The sequence below is a fragment of the Parasediminibacterium sp. HNIBRBA5674 genome (genome assembly GCF_056745525.1).
Genome location: NZ_JBQWIE010000023.1, coordinates 27827 through 46827 on the forward strand (window position 1 = coordinate 27827; position 19001 = coordinate 46827).

15 protein-coding genes are annotated in these 19001 nt (G+C 35.6%); 10 read left to right on the forward strand and 5 right to left on the reverse strand.

Annotation, left to right across the window (positions count from 1 at the left end; genetic code table 11):
• Window positions 1–140 precede the first annotated feature (140 nt).
• From ACT9TX_RS12080 to ACT9TX_RS12100, 5 genes are all read left to right on the forward strand, one after another.
• Window positions 141–680 (forward strand): UpxY family transcription antiterminator, encoded by a 540-nt coding sequence (locus tag ACT9TX_RS12080; RefSeq protein ID WP_481338552.1) that lies wholly within the window; start codon window positions 141–143, stop codon window positions 678–680.
• Window positions 681–719: 39 nt separating this feature from the next.
• Window positions 720–1205, forward strand: coding sequence for a KdsC family phosphatase (locus ACT9TX_RS12085; RefSeq protein ID WP_481338553.1), 486 nt, complete (start codon window positions 720–722; stop codon window positions 1203–1205).
• Window positions 1206–1255: 50 nt separating this feature from the next.
• Window positions 1256–2275, forward strand: a complete 1020-nt coding sequence (locus ACT9TX_RS12090; protein ID WP_481338554.1) for a Gfo/Idh/MocA family protein — start codon at window positions 1256–1258, stop codon at window positions 2273–2275.
• A gap of 3 nt (window positions 2276–2278) precedes the next feature.
• Window positions 2279–2740 (forward strand): acyltransferase, encoded by a 462-nt coding sequence (locus tag ACT9TX_RS12095; RefSeq protein ID WP_481338555.1) that lies wholly within the window; start codon window positions 2279–2281, stop codon window positions 2738–2740.
• Between the two features lie 90 nt (window positions 2741–2830).
• Complete coding sequence (locus ACT9TX_RS12100) at window positions 2831–3946, forward strand: DegT/DnrJ/EryC1/StrS family aminotransferase (protein ID WP_481338556.1); 1116 nt, start codon at window positions 2831–2833, stop codon at window positions 3944–3946.
• On the opposite strand, the gene ACT9TX_RS12105 is transcribed toward ACT9TX_RS12100, so the two are convergent.
• Together ACT9TX_RS12105 and ACT9TX_RS12110 are read right to left on the reverse strand one after the other, a co-directional pair.
• Entirely contained in the window at window positions 3938–6646 is a 2709-nt protein-coding gene (locus ACT9TX_RS12105; protein ID WP_481338557.1) for a PKD domain-containing protein, read from the reverse strand. The genes ACT9TX_RS12100 and ACT9TX_RS12105 overlap by 9 nt on opposite strands.
• A gap of 181 nt (window positions 6647–6827) precedes the next feature.
• Complete coding sequence (locus tag ACT9TX_RS12110; RefSeq protein WP_481338558.1) at window positions 6828–7682, reverse strand: alpha/beta fold hydrolase; 855 nt, start codon at window positions 7680–7682, stop codon at window positions 6828–6830.
• 367 nt (window positions 7683–8049) lie between these two features.
• Between ACT9TX_RS12110 and ACT9TX_RS12115 the strand changes: the two genes are divergently transcribed.
• Both ACT9TX_RS12115 and gap read left to right on the forward strand, forming a co-directional pair.
• Window positions 8050–8367, forward strand: a complete 318-nt coding sequence (locus ACT9TX_RS12115; RefSeq protein WP_481338559.1) for a hypothetical protein — start codon at window positions 8050–8052, stop codon at window positions 8365–8367.
• 220 nt (window positions 8368–8587) lie between these two features.
• A complete protein-coding gene (gap, locus tag ACT9TX_RS12120) occupies window positions 8588–9592 on the forward strand; it encodes a type I glyceraldehyde-3-phosphate dehydrogenase (RefSeq protein WP_481338560.1) in 1005 nt (334 codons plus the stop codon).
• Between the two features lie 155 nt (window positions 9593–9747).
• Here the strand turns inward: gap and ACT9TX_RS12125 are convergent, their stop codons facing one another.
• The gene (locus tag ACT9TX_RS12125; RefSeq protein ID WP_481338561.1) at window positions 9748–12135 is read right to left on the reverse strand and encodes a TonB-dependent receptor domain-containing protein; all 2388 of its coding nucleotides are present in this window, start codon (window positions 12133–12135) and stop codon (window positions 9748–9750) included.
• Window positions 12136–12318: 183 nt separating this feature from the next.
• Between ACT9TX_RS12125 and ACT9TX_RS12130 the strand changes: the two genes are divergently transcribed.
• Both ACT9TX_RS12130 and ACT9TX_RS12135 read left to right on the forward strand, forming a co-directional pair.
• Complete coding sequence (locus tag ACT9TX_RS12130) at window positions 12319–13377, forward strand: sensor histidine kinase (RefSeq protein ID WP_481338562.1); 1059 nt, start codon at window positions 12319–12321, stop codon at window positions 13375–13377.
• Between the two features lie 2 nt (window positions 13378–13379).
• Entirely contained in the window at window positions 13380–14123 is a 744-nt protein-coding gene (locus ACT9TX_RS12135) for a LytR/AlgR family response regulator transcription factor (protein ID WP_481338563.1), read from the forward strand.
• Window positions 14124–14140: 17 nt separating this feature from the next.
• Here ACT9TX_RS12135 and ACT9TX_RS12140 read toward each other — a convergent pair whose 3' ends face one another.
• On the reverse strand, window positions 14141–16357 hold the full coding sequence (locus ACT9TX_RS12140) for a DUF4954 family protein (protein WP_481338564.1): 2217 nt from the start codon (window positions 16355–16357) through the stop codon (window positions 14141–14143).
• A gap of 87 nt (window positions 16358–16444) precedes the next feature.
• Window positions 16445–18283 (reverse strand): glutamine--fructose-6-phosphate transaminase (isomerizing), encoded by a 1839-nt coding sequence (gene glmS / locus ACT9TX_RS12145; protein WP_481338565.1) that lies wholly within the window; start codon window positions 18281–18283, stop codon window positions 16445–16447.
• A 91-nt stretch (window positions 18284–18374) separates the two neighbouring features.
• Here glmS and ACT9TX_RS12150 point away from each other — a divergent pair, with 91 nt between their 5' ends.
• Window positions 18375–18977, forward strand: a complete 603-nt coding sequence (locus tag ACT9TX_RS12150; RefSeq protein WP_481338566.1) for a GNAT family N-acetyltransferase — start codon at window positions 18375–18377, stop codon at window positions 18975–18977.
• The last annotated feature ends 24 nt before the right edge of the window (window positions 18978–19001 follow it).

Sequence of the window (19001 nt, forward strand, 5' to 3'; positions counted from 1 at the left end):
CTTAGTTGGTAAAATATACCCCCTTTCTCGTTGTTTTTTTAATTTTTTAAAGCAGAAACTACCTTAAATTGCCAGTCCAATAGAATACCCCTACTCTTGGAAAGATTATTACCGATTGTGAATTTTTAAAAAACGGTACTATGGAACCAACAGATACAATAATTGAAAGCGTACCCCAAGAAGAGAAAAAATGGTTTGTTATTTATACCAAACCGCGCTGGGAAAAAAAAGTAAATACAGCGTTATTAAAAAAAGAAATTGACGTGTGGTGCCCTATACAAAAGGTGCAAAAACAATGGAGTGATAGAAAAAAAATTATTGATGAGCCGCTTTTTAAATCTTACGTGTTTGTAAACATTAATTATGCTACAGAGCGAACAAAGGTTGCAATGACAGACGGGGTATTAAATTTTGTGTACTACTTAGGTAAACCAGCCGTAATAAGAAATGAAGAAATTGAAGTAATTAAGCGCTACCTCGATGAAACTGGTGCCAATGTGAGTATTATAGATGCCAATAGCTTTAAGCAAGATACAAAAGTACGTGTAAATAATGGTGTGTTTCAAGACCAAGAAGGCACAGTATTGCGTACAGGTAAGCGTAAAGTATATGTTCAGTTAAGAACTTTAGGTCAAGTAATGGTTGTTGAATTCCCTGCGGCGGCTTTAATAGCTGTATAAGAAAATATTGATTGATAATTGTATAATAGCATAACAGAAATGTTTAACAATATAAAGGTTTTTTTGAGTGATGTAGATGGTGTAATGACAGATACTGGTATGTATTATACAGAAAGCGGTGATGAGTTTAAGAAGTTTAATACCCATGATGGTATGGGTTTTAATTTGATTCAAAAAGCTGGTATTAAAATAGGTATTGTAACTACAGAAAATACCAAAATGGTAGAACGTAGAGCTGCTAAGCTTAAAATGGACTACTTGTATCAAGGCAAAGGCTTTGGGGGCAAATTAGAATCTGCTTTAGACATTTGCAAGAAAGAAGGCATCACAATAAAAGAAGTGGCTTATATTGGTGATGATGTTAACTGTATTGAATTGTTGAAAGCTGTGGGTGTGGCAGCTTGCCCAGCAAATGCTACAAAAAAAGTAAAAGCTATAGAAGGCATTATTCAATTGCAAAAAAATGGTGGTGATGGCGCTGTGAGAGAGTTTATTGATATGATTTTAGACGAGATTGCGCCTTAATACTGCATGTATTTTTAAGTATCAGATGCTTGCCCTAGTTTTATACCCTCATGACTAAAATTAACTTTGCTATTATTGGCTGCGGTAGAATTGCTGAGCGTCATGCAAAGCAAATTGTACATTTTGGCAACTTGGTAGCAGTTTGCGATAGTGTTGAATCGAAAGCTAAAGTACTAGCAGAAACCTATAGCGTTAATTATTACACAGATATTTCGTTACTACTTTCTAGCGAAACAGCAATAGATGTGGTGGCTATTTGCACACCTAATGGCCTACATGCAATGCATGCTATTCATGTATTACAAGCAGGTTATCATGCTTTGGTAGAAAAGCCAATGGCTATAACAGTTGCAGATTGTGAAGCTATGATTACTGCTGCAAAGCAAGCTGGCAAACATTTATTTGCTATTAAACAAAACAGATACAATCCTCCTGTTGTAGCGGTAAAACAAGCAATAGACAATAATAAACTAGGTAAGATTTATAGCATACAACTTAGCTGCTTTTGGAACAGGAACGCTGATTATTACCAAAATTCTTGGAAAGGTACAATGGCGCTAGATGGTGGTACATTATTTACCCAATTCAGCCATTTTATTGATTTGTTGTATTGGATGATTGGTGATGTAAAGCAAGTGCAAGTAATCACAAAAAACTTAGCACACAAAGGCGTTATTGACTTTGAAGATACGGGCGTAATTGCGCTTGAATTTGACAATGGTGCTATTGGAACTATTAATTACACAGTTAATAGTTATCAGAAAAATATGGAAGGCTCGCTGGCCATTTTTGCAGAGAAAGGTACTGTGAAAATCGGTGGTCAATACTTAAATGAGTTAGAGTATCAAAACATCCAAGATTTCTCAATAGACAATTTGCCAAAAGGTAATGTAGCCAATAGCTATGGCACTTACGAAGGCAGCATGAGTAACCATGACAAAGTGTATGAAAATGTGGTTGATGTATTGCAAAATGGTGCAGTTATGTACACTACCGCATTTGATGCTATGAAAACGGTTGAGATTATTGATAAGATTTACAAAGCAGCTACATTTACCAATAAAGCTTAGTGTATGCCTTTTAAAGAATTAACAGTTGCTATTAAAGATGTGGTGTTTGGTGAAAATGTAACTGTGGTGCAGCCTGTTAATTTATATGGCTGTAATATTGGCAATAACTCCTTTGTAGGCCCTTTTGTAGAAATTCAAAAACAAGTAGTTATTGGTGGCAATTGTAGGATTCAGTCGCACAGTTTTATTTGTGAGCTAGTAACCATAGGAAACAATTGCTTCATTGGCCATGGTGTAATGTTTGTAAATGATCTTTTTTCAAATGGTGGTCCTGCAAGTGGCGATAAGACTTTGTGGAAAGCTACAACCATTGGTGATAACGTATCAATAGGCAGCAATGCTACTATTTTACCAGTATCTATTTGCGATAATGTTGTGATAGGTGCAGGTGCTGTGGTAACAAAGAATATCACAAAGCCAGGTATTTACGCAGGTAATCCAGCCAAGTTTTTAAGAGCGATATAAATTTTGAGTGTTTGCAGCATATTTAATTGCATTTCTCTCACCTACTATTGACTATTGACTATTGACTATTGACTATTGACTATTGACTATATGCATATCCCTTTTGTAGATTTAAAAGCACAGTACCTATCTATTCAGCATGATATAGATAAAGCAATTGCTTCTGTAATTGCAGATACTGGGTTTATAGGTGGTAAGTATGTGCAGCAATTTGAACAAACTTTCGCAAAGCTGCATGATGTAAAGCATTGTATTAGCTGCGCAAATGGTACAGACGCTTTGTATATTATTATGAAAATGCTTGGTATTGGCAAAGGTGACGACGTAATTACCGTGGCTAATAGTTGGATAAGCAGCAGCGAAACGATTTCTCAAACGGGTGCTACACCTGTTTTTATTGATTGTGATGCTGATTATTATTCTATTAATGAAGCAATAATAGAAGCAAAAATTACTACGAAAACAAAAGCTATTTTGCCTGTTCATTTACATGGGCAAATGTGTAATATGCAAGTCATAAAAGCCTTAGCTGATAAGTATGGTTTATCAGTCATCGAAGATTGTGCGCAGTCACATTTATCTTCATTTAATGGTCAGCTTGCAGGTACATTTGGTAACGCCACTGCGTTTAGTTTTTATCCAGGAAAAAATTTAGGTGCTTATGGTGATGCCGGCTGTATACTTACTGATGATGATGCCATTGCCGAAAAATGCAGGATGTATGCAAGGCATGGTGCTTTAGTAAAACATCAACACCAAATAGAAGGCATTAACTCAAGAATGGATGGCTTACAAGCAGCTATTTTGTTAGCTAAACTACCTTATCTACAACAATGGACACAGCAACGAATTAATCATGCAACTTACTATTCAAAGGCACTTGCTGGTATAAAAGAAATTGTACTGCCGGTGATAAGACCAAATACCAAACACACGTTTCATCTCTATGTTATTCGCTGCGAGCAAAGAGATGCGCTAGCTGCTTTTTTAAAAGAAAAAGGTGTTGAAACAGCTATTCACTATCCAACACCTTTACCATTATTACCAGCCTACAAACATCTGCATTATCAAGCAAAAGATATACCTGTTAGTAGTGCTTGTCAGCATCAAATTTTGTCTTTGCCTATTTATCCAGAGCTTACAACTACCCAAATTGATTTTGTTGCAAATGCTATCAAAGACTTTTACCAACAACAATTATCGTAATAGAGTAACTGTATCTCGTTTGGTCAATAGTTGATTTTTATAGTCAATGGCTTCAGCATAAACTACATATACACCCGGTTCTGCCGGCTTGCCTTTGTATGTGCCATCCCATCCTTTTGTATAGTCATTGGTATAGAACAAAAGTTCGCCCCATCTATTATACACAGCAAAATAATGAAAGGTTTTAAAGCCAACAGGAAACACTTTAAGTACATCATTTAAGCCATCTTTATTGGGTGTAAAGCCAGAAGCAATGTATAAGTCTGGGCCTTTGTAGCGCTTAATTAAAATTTTAGTATTGTTATCGCAGCCTTCTTTTGTAACTGAATGCAAGCTATAAAGTTGCTCTACATCTAGCGTTGCGGTTGGTGTTTCTATGTTGGTACTATCTAAACCTGTAGGCGGTGACCATATATATATTTGCCCTGGATCACCATGTGCGTTTAAGTGTACAGGCTCGCCTTTGGCTACAATGGTATCTCTACCCGCAGAAGCTTTGTTCTCATAAATTTGAAACGGCCTTATAATGGTATCCTTACAACCATATTTACTTCTGCCCAATAATGTGAGTGGATGATTGCCTGCTTGGTAATAAATTTTTGAAAATAATTTACCGCCATTAAACAAGCCATTACCAAAATCCCAAAACCAGTCAGCCACATTACCTGTTAAGTCTACCGCTTTATAGTTAATGTATCTGTACACACAAGAATCGTTGATGTCAAGTACAATATGTGGTTTTGGATTAACGATAAAAGTGCTATCAATTTCTTTGCTTTTACAGCCATAGTTGCTTTCTGTAATTAGCTTGCCACTATGTGTACCTGCTGGTAAATTAATTGCTGGATGTTCTGCTGACAAATAAGTGGTGTTATCAAAATTCCAATACCATTTTGCTTGCGATTCTGTTAAGCCGCCATTTGGTATGGTAGATGTGTTGGTGAATTTGATAGTTTCATTTTCACATAAAGGTATTATCGTGCCATAATTGTAAGCAGCTACAGGTTGATGTTTAATATCTATTAAAGCAGTCATTGTATCTGAGATACAACCTTCTTGTGTGGTTACTACAAGCTTTGTATTTACAATACCGCCATTAGCTGGTATAAAAGGCGTTGGTGTTTGTACTTGTGTAATACGTCCATCAATATTCCACCACCATTTATTTATTATGGCAATATTATTAGTCACGCTTGACTTGTCAGTTAGTGATAATAATGTTTGATTTTGGCAGATAATTGGTGGATATGTAAAGTTTACAATTGGCTTAGGTACAAGTGTTATAAAAGTTGGCTTTTCTGCAATACATGTACTATCGTTAATTACTTTCAAATTTACCTTTAATGTGCCAGAAATAGTGTACACATGTTTTACTAAAGTATCAGAAAAAGTAGTGAGGGTATTGCCGTCACCAAAATCCCACAAATACTGTGATTTATACTTATTACTTACATTGCTTGTAAAAATATATTCATTATTATTTTGGCATTGCCGCAGTGTATTTACAGTATAGTTTGATGTTGGTGTAGGTAATATGGTGACGGTAATTTTTTTCCTAAAACTCTCGCACCCAAACAATACTTTTTGCGACACATAGTACGTAAATGTACCTGCTGTAGTTGTTACTGGCGTAAATGCCTTTGTGCTTGGTGTACCGCCTGTTGCAGTTGTGTACCAAAGCAATTCGTTACCATTTACAGGTGTGGCTGTTAGCGGGTTGGCTACAGCGTACTGGCAATATTTGTATTCGTTTACAGCATTTGGGGTATCTGGTACAGGTAAAGGTTTTACTACTGCGTTAAAAGTATCTCTACAACCATAACCAGGATAAGGAATAGCATCAACATGAAATACTGAAGAATTAGGTGGTGGTGGGCTTATAGTAATTGATTGTGCGTTACCTACTATAGAGCTATAGTCATTATTGTACCAAGTATAACTTTGAAAACCGTATGGAGCGTTTAATAACAGTGCGTTTGTTTCAATACAATAAGGCGCAGTAGCAAGAATATTTGAACAACCACTTGCTACATCTAAATAGCCATAGCCAAAATGACCACCCAATGTGCAATCAGCGGTTTTAAATTCTAGCCGTACTTGCTTACCATTTAAACCAGCAAATTGTAGTGATGCAGGCGTCCATTCTTTGTACAAAATATCTGAGTTGATACTTGATGTTTTGAAGCCAGGTAAAGAACCTGTAGACACATAATCGAAAGACGCGCAATTAATAACAGCACCAGTAACTACATCGTAGGCCGATACAAAAAAGCGTGGTTGCTCGTAAATAAGATGTCCAGGATTCTCAAAAACAACTGCGTAGAAATAAGTAAACGTGAATGTATCAACATTAAGAGGTACTGTAAACGTATACGAAATGCCTTCGCCTTGTGCACCTGTTCCATCGTTACCAAGCTTTACTGAATAATTACCACCATAAGGGCATAATTGAGTAAAACCGCCATATTTATCTTTTGCCGTAGGCGACGATATAATTTCGTGCCTGCCAGCAGTAGGTGCAGAAGGATTTAATTTAATAACATTTTTTCCTGCATTTACACTCGTAGTGCCAATAAAACAATCCCAGTTTGTAAAATCACCATTCTCAAAATCTATGTTTGGCGGGCAAGTATTTTGACTTAGTGTAACATTTTGCAAAGCAACTAAACTAATTAACAGGAGTAAAATTTTGACTTTCATTTACTTAAACGCTTAATAATGTACTTTATAAAACTAAAAGTACATACTTTTTGAATTGCTTTAATAAATGATGCGTTATTTTTTAATAATTTTTACAATTTTTAAATTCTGAGCGATTAGTGGTTAATGATGTACATGGTTGGTATTGTACCTTAATGTGATCTAATAAATTGTCATAAAATTAGTATATCGTCAACAATACTTTTTTTACGTCGTTATACCAAGGTGCCCAAGGAATAAAATGTGGAGCATTGTGTAAAATGGTCGTTTTTATAAATTGTGCATGTACTAGTTTTTTGGTAGCATAGTTAACATTAGCCACAGGGACAAAGCTATCTTTATCGCCATGAATAATCCATACAGGGCAAGTAATACTGTCAAATTGATTGGCTAATGGTTTAAGGTCGGTTTTTAAATACCAGAGTTCTTCATTGCTTGGCTTAAAAGCCCCCGGTAGTATAAATTGTAAAGATGAGTGCAATAAAAAACCGCGCCATTTTTCTTTTGGCTCAAGTGCAGGATCTAGCGCAGCGGCTAGTAATACCATACCAGAAAATATCTTGGGATTATCTGCCACCAATTTTACTGCCAATGGCCCGCCAAGTGAGTGGCCTACAATGTAAATAGGATGGCCATTGTTTAGCTGCTGTAATAGCGGGCTAATAATATCAGATTGCTCTTGCAAATTTTTTGCATTGCCAAATTCGCTGTAACCAAAGCCAGGCCTATCTATTGCTACCATTCTAAATTTTTTAAGTAAATCGGTATCCTGTAAATAGGTTTTAAAAGCATCCCAACTGCCTGGCGAGCCATGTACTAAAAATAGGGTAGGCAAAGTGTCGCTACCAGTTTGTGCATAGTGTAGTTGAACGCCATTATTGGTAATAGTGTGTAATTGTAATGGAACATGTGCAGCTTTAAATTCAACTTGGGCTTTACTATCACTGATGCGCATTTTCATACAGCTTTGGGCAAATATTACCCAAACTACTAGTGTAATTGCAATAGTTATCATTGATTTTTTAAATAGTGGCATTCTAATTTTTTTACTGATAAGGTATAATGTTACAAACGTATACAACGTATTTATGGTTCTATTTTTAGTGAATCTATTTTCTTAGATAGATAGCTTGGTTAAGTTATCACTAAGTAAAGATATAAAAGCATCTTGCATGCTACAATCAACACTATGCCCTTGGTTGTTAAAAACTGATTAAGCATTTGTGATAATTTTTTTGTGATAATTTAATTTATTACAAATTTTTTATCACAGTTTTGTGATAAATTTTATAAAGCCAATAAATTCATCACAAATGAATCAAAAACCCAACATTAGAGAAAGGATAGAGGTAACCTAATAAGCATTTGCTGAATTTCTACATCTTAGTCTTAGTCAAATTGCCATGTATGAAACTGGTAAGCGAGAGCTACCTACACAGGCATTACTTACTTTTAGCCAAATAGAAATTTGTTTACTACAACCACCCACAGATTTAGATGTAGTTAGTGATACAAAGCTGTTGAATAAACGTTATAAAACTTGTTTACTACAAATTGAAAGAGCTAAGCGTCAATTAGAAAAGTTGGTGCAGCAATACCAGCAATGCTGCAATGCCATTACAGTAGCGAATAATTTGCCCAAAGCACTACCGCAAGCAACACCTCCACAGCTTTTGTGGTTACAGATCGATATCCGTATAAGACCCTTAGAGTTAAGCTAATTACTGCCATCTGTAATTGCCAATTAGCAGTTTAATTTTATGTTCAAGGTTTAATGAATGATTACTAAATGCAAAAAATGGTAGCACCAATATAGAAATAATAGCACTTCAAACGCTTGTGGTAGTAATCTTTCAATTTAGTGTAGTAATACTATTATGCAAAGCTTTAACTTCGCTCCCGTTAACAAAAAAGCATTTCAATCAAATAAAAATAAGAATCATGGTAAAAGTAGCTATTAATGGTTTCGGACGAATTGGCCGTTTGGTATATCGTCAAATTTTTAATATGGAAGGTATAGACGTTGTAGCCATCAACGATTTAACTAGCCCTGCTGTATTAGCGCATTTATTAAAATATGATAGCGCACAAGGTCGTTTTAATGCAGAAGTTACTGCTACAGATAGTTCTATTATTGTAAATGGTCACGAAGTAAAAATTTACGCACAGCGTGATCCTGCACAAATTCCTTGGGGGCAACATGGTGTTGATGTGGTAATTGAAAGTACTGGTTTCTTTACTGATAAAGCAAAAGCTGAAGCTCATATTACAGCAGGTGCTAAACGTGTAGTAATTTCTGCACCAGCAACTGGCGAAATGAAAACTGTGGTTTTTAACGTTAACCACAGCATTTTAGATGGTAGCGAAACAGTTATTAGCGGTGCATCTTGTACTACTAACTGTTTGGCACCAATGGCACAAGCGTTACATAATGCTTTTACAATTAAAGCTGGTAGCATGACTACTATTCACGCTTATACCAATGACCAAAATACTTTAGATGCACCGCATCCAAAAGGCGATTTGCGCCGTGCACGTGCTGCTGCTGCTAACATTGTACCTAATAGCACAGGTGCTGCAAAAGCAATTGGTTTAGTACTGCCAGAATTAAAAGGCTTATTAGATGGCAGCGCACAACGTGTACCAGTAATTACTGGTTCTGTAACTGAGTTGACTGCTATTTTAGATAAGAAAACAACTTTTGAAGAAGTAAATGCTGTAATGAAAGCTGCAAGCAACGAAAGCTTCGGTTATACTGAAGATGAAATTGTAAGCAGCGATATTATTGGTATTTCTTACGGTAGCTTGTTTGATGCAACACAAACTAAAGTTATTACTGTAGGTGATACACAATTAGTAAAAGTTGTAAGCTGGTACGATAACGAAATGAGCTATGTAAGCCAATTGGTACGTACTGTTAAATACTTTGCTGGTTTAATTAGCTAGAAAATTTGAGTTACTAATACTATGTAGGTTCTTTTGTCTTTAATTTGTTGCTTCAACACACAGATTACCCACTAGTGCGTTTACAACATACATTAATGAATATATAAAATAGGCTACCAATTTTGGTAGCCTATTTTTATTATCTCTTAAATGTATTATAATCTTTTATTTACATCATCGCTACTAGTAATTCTATCTCTTTGCTGTTTTATTTCTTTATGTCCAAAACGGTAGCTTAAATTTAGCTTTAGCTGACGGCTTTCCCAGCCACCACTTGCATCCATATACAATCCTGAAAAGTTGCTGATACCTTGCCACTGCATACTTTTAAAAACATCGCTAACTGTAATTTTCAAAGTGGCTTTATCTTGCCAAAAGCGTTTTTGTACACCAGCATCAATACCCCAAAAAGCCTTGTTTAAAAAAGTGCCACCCCAAACAGATGGCGAGTTATAAAACCCTGAAACTTCGATGGTAAACTTTTTTGGTAGCTTAATGGTATTTTGGTTATAAATACTATACGAATTAATGGCTATTTCATTCTGTCTACCAACACCTAAATCCACCTTATTTATTACTCTATTAGCACTAATATTTGCATAAACGTTCCACCATTTTGCAATGGCAAAAGGGTAGCTAATATTGATAGAAATATTTTGCTGTGTACCAGCATTGCGTTGCTGTATAAAGTTTTTATTGCCTTCAGTAGTATCTGTTATTTGAGTTGAGAAATCGGTGGTTTTACTATAACTAATGGTTGTATTTAATGTGTATTTATATGTATGTGTTAGGCTAAAACTATTGGTATATTCTGGTTGTAAAAAAGGGTTGCCTTTTTGATAACTAAGCTCATCTAATTTGCTTTCAAATGGGTTAAGATTTTGGTAGCCTGGTCTACTAATACGGCGGCTATAATTTACATTTAAGCTATTGTTTTGGTTAATTTGATACGATGTACCAAGACTAGGGAAGAAATTTAAATAGGTTCTTTTTACATTGCTATTTTTTATTGTATTGGCACTTGTTAGTTCGCCATTGGTATTGGTTTGTTCGGCACGAAGCCCAAATTGTACATTCCATTTTTTTAGCTTTTTTTGATAGTTAATATAGGCTGCATTAATGTTTTCAGTTAAGGTGAAATGGTTGCTTAAATTAATATCAATTGTATTTTGTCCGTTAATAATGTTTGAAAAATTGAAACTGTTTTTGGTAGTTACAAAAGATGCCTTAATACCAAACCCTAAACGGCCACCTTTAAAATTTTGCTCATAATCGCTTTTAAAAGTGAAGAGATTAATGGTTCTTTTAGTAATGATATTATAATTCTTTTCTTGCAATAGGGTTTGTAAATCTGGTGTACGATATTGGTTAGGTTGCACAGTGTTATTATTGCTAGTATATGTACCGTAATCCAAATCGGTATTCAGTTCTCGCCCAGTAGTATCGGTGTAGTGGTGGTTGATATTGAAGTTAGTATTTAGCTTATTATCATTGCTTGTATTATTGGCAATTAATGTTCGGCTTGGTATTTTAGATGTTAGGTTTAGTATGGGTGTTGCTGCATTATTTTTATCAAAAGCAGCATCTGAAAATACAGTTGCTAAAAAGCCAAGGGTATTTTTCGAGTTAATAAAATAATCTAAGCCAGCTTTCAGGTTTTGACCTTTATAGCGGCTGTAGTTGGTATTTTTTTTGTTGTAAATACTATCTGATTGTTCTCTATACAAATTAATATAGCTTTCGTTACTGCCCCAATTGTTGCTGTAATTGCCAAATAGGTTTAGAAACTTATTGCGATAATTTAGGTTAGTGGCTGTGTTGTATTTGCCCAAAATACCAATGCCATACCCTGCATTAATACTACCCTTTGTGCCATAATTTTTATTCTTTTTCAGCTTAATATTTATGATGCCACCTGTGCCAGCAGCGTCATATTTGGCAGATGGATTTTTAACTAGTTCAATGGCTTCTACATCAGTGCTTTGTACGCTACGCAAAAAATTGGCTAATTCTTTGCCAGTTAATGGCGATGGTTTGCCATCAATATAAATAGCAACACCGCTGCCTAATAAAGCGATATTGTCGTTATTATCAATTACCACACCTGGGCTTTTTCTTAGCAAATCGAAGCCAGTATTGCCAATTGCATTTATTGAGTTTTCTATATTAAACACAATCCTATCGGGCTTCACATCTATCATTGGTTTTTTAGATGTCACAGTTACGCTTTGTAATTGATCAGATAGCGAGATTAAGTGGAATAAAATAGGTGAACTATCTGTTACTAATTTGTACTGGGTTTGGTAGCTAATAGCTGAAACATTTACTATTATTGGGTTTAATGAAGCTATTGAAATACTAAATTGCCCATTTACATCACTTATTGTACTTCTTAGTAATGAAGAATCTTTTACGTTTAACAAGCTAATAGTAGCATTAACTATAACTTCTTTTTTGTCATTAAAAACAGTGCCTTTAATAGTTTGTGCTGTGGAGGTAAAAGCAGCTATTTGCAAAATAGTAAGTGCAAAAAGTAAACGCATAATAGTTAATTTAGAACACAAACTTCGCTTGGGCTTGTGGCAGTTTTAAGATACAATCTATAAAATGCACCTAGCGTCGGTGAATGTAGGCATGCTGTTTATCGGTTGCTAATGCAGTTTGTCGGAACAAAAAGTATTGGCAACAAAATCTTGCAATATTTGTCTATTAAATTTACAATTATCATGCAATCATCCATTTTTAAAAAGCAATTATTTTGGGGCATCAAAGTTTGGCAGTTGTTTTTGTTTTTTGTGGTGTATGGTATTTTTGCTTGTCAATATTGGTTAGCTATTTATTTCACAAGTAGCGGCTATTCTAATATTTGGCGTGAGGCAATAATTGATTATTTATTTCTAAAAGCCTTATTAACATTGCCTTTGTGGTGGTTGTACTTTATTAAGCTAAAACATAAAACATTAACTTTTAAAATAATACTACATCTTTTTACTGGGCCAGTTTGGGTAGGTTGCTGGTTTTTTAGTTATCGTTTCATACAAGATTTACGCGGTAGTGGCTACTTAAGTGGCGATGGAAAATGGTGGGATGTTTATATCCCTGGTTTGGTTTATTATTTACAATTTGCCGTGTTTCACGTATATGATTTTTATTTAGAAAATAAACGGCAAAAAGAAAAAGAAAAGTTGTTAATGCAAGCAGCGTACAACAGTGAAGTGAATGCATTAAAAGCACAAATCCAGCCACATTTTTTGTTTAATACGCTCAATTCTATCAGCGCATCGGTACCTATAGAAATGGAACATACACGAGAATTAATTGCTAAACTAGCAGACACTTTTAGGTACTGTTTGCAGGCAAGCGAACAAGAGTTTATTTTATTACAGCAAGAACTTGATTTTACGAAAGTAACGCTTGATTTAGAACAGGAACGGTTAAAAAAAAGACTAGAACTGGTGTATAATATTGATGAGACATTGCTGCAAACGAAAGTGCCGCCAATGCTATTGCAGCCTATTACCGAGAATGCTATTAAACATGGTATTGCCCCTAATATTGATGGCGGTTGTATAATTATTACTATTCAAAAGTTACATGATAAAATACATATTTGTATAAGCGATACGGGCATTGGTTACAACGGCGAATTAAACAATCAACTATTGCAAAAAGGCATTGGCTTGCGTAATACCAATATGCGACTCGAAAAACTATACGGCGAAAAAATAATTATTGAACGTAACCAACCATGTGGCTTAAAATTCTCTTTTAATATTCCTTTATAAAAATGGCAGACATACAAAAAATACTTATTTGTGATGATGAAGATGATGCTCGATTATTGATACGACAGTACATGGCAGATTATCCGCAATTATTAATAATAAAAGAATGTAATAATGGGTTAGATGCAGTAAATGCGATTAATAGTTTAGAACCAGATTTGATATTTTTAGATATTCAAATGCCTGGCCTCAGCGGCTTTCAAGTATTGCAGAAAATAATTCATGTGCCACAAATTATTTTTTCTACTGCTTTTGATAACTATGCATTAAAGGCGTTTGACAATAATGCAGTAGATTATTTATTAAAACCATATACTAAACAGCGTTTTGCACAAGCCGTAAATAAGGTATTGCTAAACACAGTGAAAAATATGGATGGTATTAAAAATCTCAGCGATAATTTGCAAGCAGCTTATACTATTTATCCTGAAAAAGTATTGGTAGAAAGTGGCAATAGAATGGTATCGCTGCCAACAAACGAGATTATCTGGCTTGAGGCTGAAGGCGATTATACCAAGTTGCATATATCGCAGAAAAATTACTTAAGCAGCTACGGTATTGGTACATTAGAACAAAAATTAAATCCTTCTATTTTTACACGAATTCATCGGTCTGCTATTATTAATATCAATTTTGTAAAGGAGGTTTTTAAAGATGCTAATGGCTACTATGTGGTACTTCAAAACGATACTAACCATAAAGTAGGTCGTAATTACGTTGAGACCATTAAAAAGTTATTTGTATAAAGTTGATTGTCTGTTTACTACTGAAGCCTTTGAATAATTGTAGCCACTTCTTGTTTAAACATTAGCAAAGCTTCACTCTGCTCTTTAATAAAGCTATTGTCTTCAAGTTTTCCGATTACTTGGTTCATTTCTTCGTTGGTATCGTACACCATTTTCTTAAATGGATTGTCGTAGTCTTTTGCCCTTGCGGTATAAATACCTTTTACCATCCACTCTTTGGTAGCTATAGCTGCTTGTAATAGCTCAGAAAATTGATTTGCAGTCAACGTTTCTAAGTTTACTTGCTTTACTTCTGCATAGCAAGCCAAAGCATGAAGCATTTTTTGTGTATCGTAAGTATCGCCTTGTTTTTTATACCATTTATGTACAGCATCCCAGCCAACAATATCGCCGTTTTTAATGCTATTTTTCAATTGCTCTACATCAGCCGCAGGCATTAATTGCCCACCAATATTTAGCCATTGTGTTCTTGTAAGATTATTAGGAATAATGGCTTGTAAAGCTGTAAACGATTGGATATTTTGTTGCTGAATAGCACCTATTAATTGTATGGCTGCATAATAGCTAATAAGCTCTTGAAACAACTGGTAAGCTTGCAAACTTTTATTAAGTACTACTTTACGCTTAGAGTTTTCAATACCTGTTAATAATACTTCTAGCTCGTTAATAATACTTGCTTCGTTGTTTTCTAGTAATTGCTTGCCGATAGTTATCCAAGCTTTTTTATCATTAACAGTTTGTTGATGTTTTGTAGTATAGGCTTTACCTACAGCCTCTTCAATAATAGTTAATGCCTCTACAATTTCGTTGAGTGTATCAGGTGCTAAATAGTGGTAATCTATTTTTTGAATCTTCTCAAAGCGTTTGTCTCTGTCTACATATTTCCAACTGTTACGCTCAAGTGCATACATATTGTACATAAACCAATAACCCGGCATCACTGTGAGTTGATTGTTGGTAACATCGTTGCTTACCAATGCAAATGGTATGGGGATATTTAGTTCAGTAGGGTAGTCGCCTTTGGCTAAAATAGTAAACGAAGCAAACTTACTATTGTGTTTTAAACTTACGCATAAGCCTGGCCAAAAGCCTCTACCAGCAATAATTTCACCATCAGCAGCACGGCTATTATGATTACTACCAATGGTTGCGCCAGCGGCAATATTGCTTTGCCCCATTATTAGCGCAGCACATAAAAAAGAGTTGTTGTGGTGTTGCTCATGTGCTGGAAAAATGAGCGAGTTTAATACTTCGCAACAAGAAATGGTGGCGTTATTGCCTAAATAAGAGTTAATCAATCTTGCACCATATTTTAACTGCGAGAAAGACGCCATTACAAAACGCACTGCTTTTACACCGTAGAAAATTCTACAACCAAATCCTACAATACCATTCACCATTTCAACGCCTTCACCTATTTGTGTTTTACCGTTTTTACCTGAGTTAATGGTCAAGTTTTTAAGTTTATTCGCACCTTTTATATAAGCGTCTTCACCTATCCAGCAGTCTTTAATAATGCCACTGTTTTTAATCACCGTGCGGCTACCTATTTTACCATAGTAACCACGTTTATTATTGTATTTGGCTTCTGTAAATTGTTTAAATTTTTCTAGCAAAGCATCATCATCTCTATACTTGCTCCATAGGTAAGCATCGCCTGGTAACATGCGGTTGAAAGGCATAATGCTTCTGCCGCCATTTTCGTTGCAAACTTCTAGCTGAATACGTACAGATTCTCTTTCGCCTTCTTTTACAATGCCATTACCAAACTTGGCATGGTTGGTAGTTACCAATTCATTTACATTGATAATGATGACTTCATTGCCAATAATAAAATGGCTGAGATAATTAACGTTATCGATGCAAACATTATCACCAAAATCTGAACTGATAATGGTACTATTATACAAGCCCACAGCTACTTTCATGTCGCTAAAGCCAAGATAGAATGGCTCTAATTTACCTATGCGTACAAGCCCATAGAACTTACAGTTTTTTACAAGTTCTGGGTTAAATGCCTCTGATACATAAATGTTATTCCAATCATCACTGGTGTTTCTATTACGCACTAGTGCTTCAATTTCATAAGCAGTAAGGCGACGGTAATTGATGCCGCTTTTATTCTGCATGTTACGCAGCTTGTATTCATCTTCATTCGGCTGCAAATATTCTGCAGGAATAAAGCCATAACCAAGCTCGGTAACTGGGGTTTTTTTAATGATGTTTTGTGGCATACAAATTATGCCCCCCGCCCTAAAGGGAGCTTTTGAAAAGGGCAATCATTAGCATATCAGCACATTATCTCATCAGCAAATTACAGCTTACTCAACCGTTACACTTTTTGCCAAATTACGTGGCTTATCTACATCAAAACCTTTGGCTATACCAATGTAATAACTCAGTAATTGTAATGGAACAACACTTAAAATTGGTGCAATTACCTCGTCAATATCTGGTACAAACATTGTATCGTTTGCCATGCTTGGTATTACTTCATCACCCATAGATGCAACAGCAATTACTTTGCCTTTACGAGCTTTAATTTCTTGTACATTGCTTACTATTTTCTCATAGTATCTATCTTTTGTTGCAGCAAATACCACTGGAAGATTTTCATCCACTAAAGCAATAGGGCCATGTTTCATTTCAGCCGCAGGATAACCTTCTGCATGAATATAAGATACTTCTTTTAGCTTCAAAGCACCTTCTAAAGCTACAGGGAAATTGTAGCCTCTACCAAGGAACAAAAAGTCGCTAGCATCTTTATATTTTTCGGCAATGGTTTTAATATTGTCAACATTGGCTAAAATCTCTTTTACCTTTTCTGGTACAGATTCTAGGGCTTTCATTAGTTCTACATATCTGTTGTGGTCTATAGTGCCTTTTGCATAAGCAATTTTTAAGCCCATCATCATTAGCACAGCCAACTGACCAGTAAAGGCTTTTGTACTAGCAACACCTATTTCTGGGCCGCTATGTGTATAAGCACCTGCATGACTTAAACGTGCAATGCTGCTACCAACAGCGTTTACTACACCAAAAATAAAAGCACCTTGTTCTTTAGCATTTTCAAGCGCTACTAAAGTATCGGCAGTTTCGCCACTTTGAGAAATAGCAATAATTACATCGCCTTTGTTAATGATAGGATTGCGGTATCTAAATTCACTAGCATATTCTACTTCTACAGGTATTCTGCATAGTTCTTCAAAAAAGTATTCTGCTACCAGGCCAGCGTGCCAGCTAGTACCGCAAGCAACTATTACTATGCGTTGTGCATTTACAAGCGTATCTATATTGTTTTCTACACCACCCATTACAATCTGACCACTATGGCTTAATAATCTGCCACGTAGGCAGTCAAAAATGGTATCAGGTTGTTCGTTTATTTCCTTCAACATAAAATGGTCGTAACCGCCTTTTTCTATAGCAGCTAATTCCATATCCAATTGTTGTATAAATGGTGTTTGCTTTTCGTTGCCAAGATTTTTTAAAATCAATTCATCTGCACGTACAATGGCTATTTCGTAGTCATTTACGTACACTACTTCTTTGGTGTATTCAATAATTGGTGAGGCGTCGCTAGCTAAAAAATGCTCGCCTTTGCCAATCCCTATTACCAATGGGCTACCCTTACGTGCAGCGATGATAGTATCAGGGTCTTGTTCGTCAATTAACAGAATGCAATACGCACCTACAATACGTTTCAAGGCAATGCGCAATGCTTCTTCAAGGGTACAGTTGTTATTCTTTTTAATATCTTCTATAAAGTTGAGTAATACCTCTGTATCGGTGTCGCTTTTAAAGGTGTAGCCTTTTTTTAGCAAGTCGTTTTTAATGGGTACATAGTTCTCTATAATACCATTGTGCAACATGGCAAACTGACCGCTATTGCTTACATGCGGGTGCGCATTTCTATCGCTTGGCTCGCCATGTGTAGCCCAGCGTGTATGGCCAATGCCTATGTGCGAATGTAAATCTGCGCCAATCACATTTTCTTCTAACTCAGCTACTTTGCCTTTTTTCTTATACACGTTTAGTTTGCCATTACCTATTAAAGCTACACCAGTACTATCGTAGCCACGGTATTCTAAACGCTTTAAACCTTTTATTACAACTGGGTATGCTTCTCTTGGGCCTATGTATCCAACTATTCCACACATGATTAATGGTAATTTAAGTGTGCAATATCAAATTATTTGGTCAAATTACGTTGTGAATATTGCAAGATTAGCCAATTAAATAGTTATTAAAATGCCCACGATACTTGACTTTCAAACGGATTACCTACTAGAAGATGATTGCGTGTTATTGCGACCTTTACAAGCAGATGATTGGCAAAACCTGCTATATTTTGCAGAGTATGAACAAGATATTTGGCAATACTCACTAGTGCCTGTAGCTGGCGAAAATAACTTGAAAGCATACATTAACAGTGCTCTAGCAGCTAGAGAGGCACAAAAAGAGTATCCCTTTATTGTGTACGATAAAAGAACGCAACAATACGCAGGTAGTACACGCTTTTACGATGTACAACTAGCCAATAATACCTTACAACTTGGCTACACTTGGTATGGCAAGCAATTTCAGCGTACAGGCTTAAACCGCCATTGCAAGTATTTATTGCTACAATTTGCCTTTGAAACCTTGGGTATAGCATGTGTAGAATTTAGAGCCGATGCCAATAATGCACGCAGTATTGCTGCTATGAAAGCTATTGGCTGCACTGTAGAAGGAATTTTGCGTAGCCACCTACCTATGCCTAATGGCGGCAGAAGAGACAGTATTGTATTAAGTATTTTAAAAGAAGAATGGGATAATGAAGTAAAAGCGAAGTTGAGGGGTATGTTGTTGTAAAAAAGTAATAAATGCTTTTATAAG